General features: G+C 34.0%; 1 protein-coding gene. It reads right to left on the minus strand.

Translation table 11 applies throughout. The features are described 5' to 3' along the window. Positions 1-30: 30 nt before the first annotated feature. Positions 31-1,212 (minus strand): IS256 family transposase, encoded by a 1,182-nt coding sequence (locus C7958_RS15485; RefSeq protein ID WP_111573568.1) that lies wholly within the window; start codon positions 1,210-1,212, stop codon positions 31-33. Positions 1,213-1,339: the final 127 nt, after the last annotated feature.

Here is a 1,339-nt window from a genome sequence, read left to right on the forward strand (position 1 = left end):
TTGTAATGTCAAGTATTTTGTGTAAATAAATTAATATCTTTCTTCAAATAGTTGAATTAGATTTTCTCGAGCAGCTAAAAATCCTTTTAATCTTCGTTCTGACCACTTAGAATTGTAGTCTAAAATCTTAAGATAGAGTATTTTTTCTGCTGCTTTTTCATTGGGTAAACTGTTCATTGTTTTAAGTCTTTTTCTGATTTCTTTATTGGCTCTTTCAATCCAGTTAGTTGTATAAATTGACTTCTGAATACTATCTGGATATTTGTAAAAAGTAAATAGTTCATCTTTATCTTCAAACCAGCTTTGAGCTAAACGAGGATAGAGTTTATCCCACTTTAAGCTGAAATCATTTAAGGCCTGCTCTGCATACTCTCTGCTGGGAGCTTTGTAAATTTTCTTTAGATCTGTAACAATTTCATCTGTATGTTTTTTCTTAACTTTATGAAGAGTATTACGAACCTTGTGAACTACACAGCGTTGAACATCAGCTTTTGGATATACTTTCAGGAACGAATCAGTTAATCCTGGTAGACCATCCATAACGCCCAGAAGTACTTGTTCTACGCCTCTGGATTTCAGGTTCATTAATACTTCCTGCCAGAGTGCAGCTGATTCTGTTACACCAATGTAGAAGTCCAGGATCTCTCTATAGCCTTCTTCATTGATTCCAATGATAATATATGCTGACTCATTACCAACATGTTCTCGGCGGATCTTGATGCTTAGAGCATCAATAAAAAGCACACTATAGCGTTTTTCTAAGGGTCTGTTTTTCCATTGTTCAATTTCTTTAACTGCTATATCTGTCAGATTGCTGACACTGGTAGCACTGTATTTTTGACCATACATTTGCTCAATCAAATTAGCTATATCACGAGTGGATAGACCTCTGGCATACATCTGGATTACAGTCTGTTCTAACCAGTCATCACGACGTTTATATGGCTCAAAAAGAGCAGTCTGAAAGTCATTATTTCTGTCTCTTGGGACTTCTAGTTTTTCAATGACACCGTATTTAGTTTGGAAATTACGAGAGTAATTACCATTGCGGCTGTTGCCAGAGTTTTTACCAGCAACTTCATATTTATCGTAGTTTAGAAATTCGGTTAATTCAGATTTAAGCATTTTTTCGAGAAAATTTTTGATCAGATCATTGATCATATCGTCAAAATTCACTTGACCATTAATGGGGTTTTCAGGTATACTTTTCATGAGGAGTCCTCCTAGTGGTTTGGTTTTTATTTCGCTAATAAATAATTCAACCACTCAAAGAAGGATTCCTCTTTTTTTATTTTAAAAAAGTATCAAATTTAATTTACACAACTTATTATACATTACT

This window comes from Halanaerobium saccharolyticum (assembly GCF_003259895.1).
In the GTDB taxonomy this organism is placed as follows: domain Bacteria; phylum Bacillota; class Halanaerobiia; order Halanaerobiales; family Halanaerobiaceae; genus Halanaerobium; species Halanaerobium saccharolyticum_A.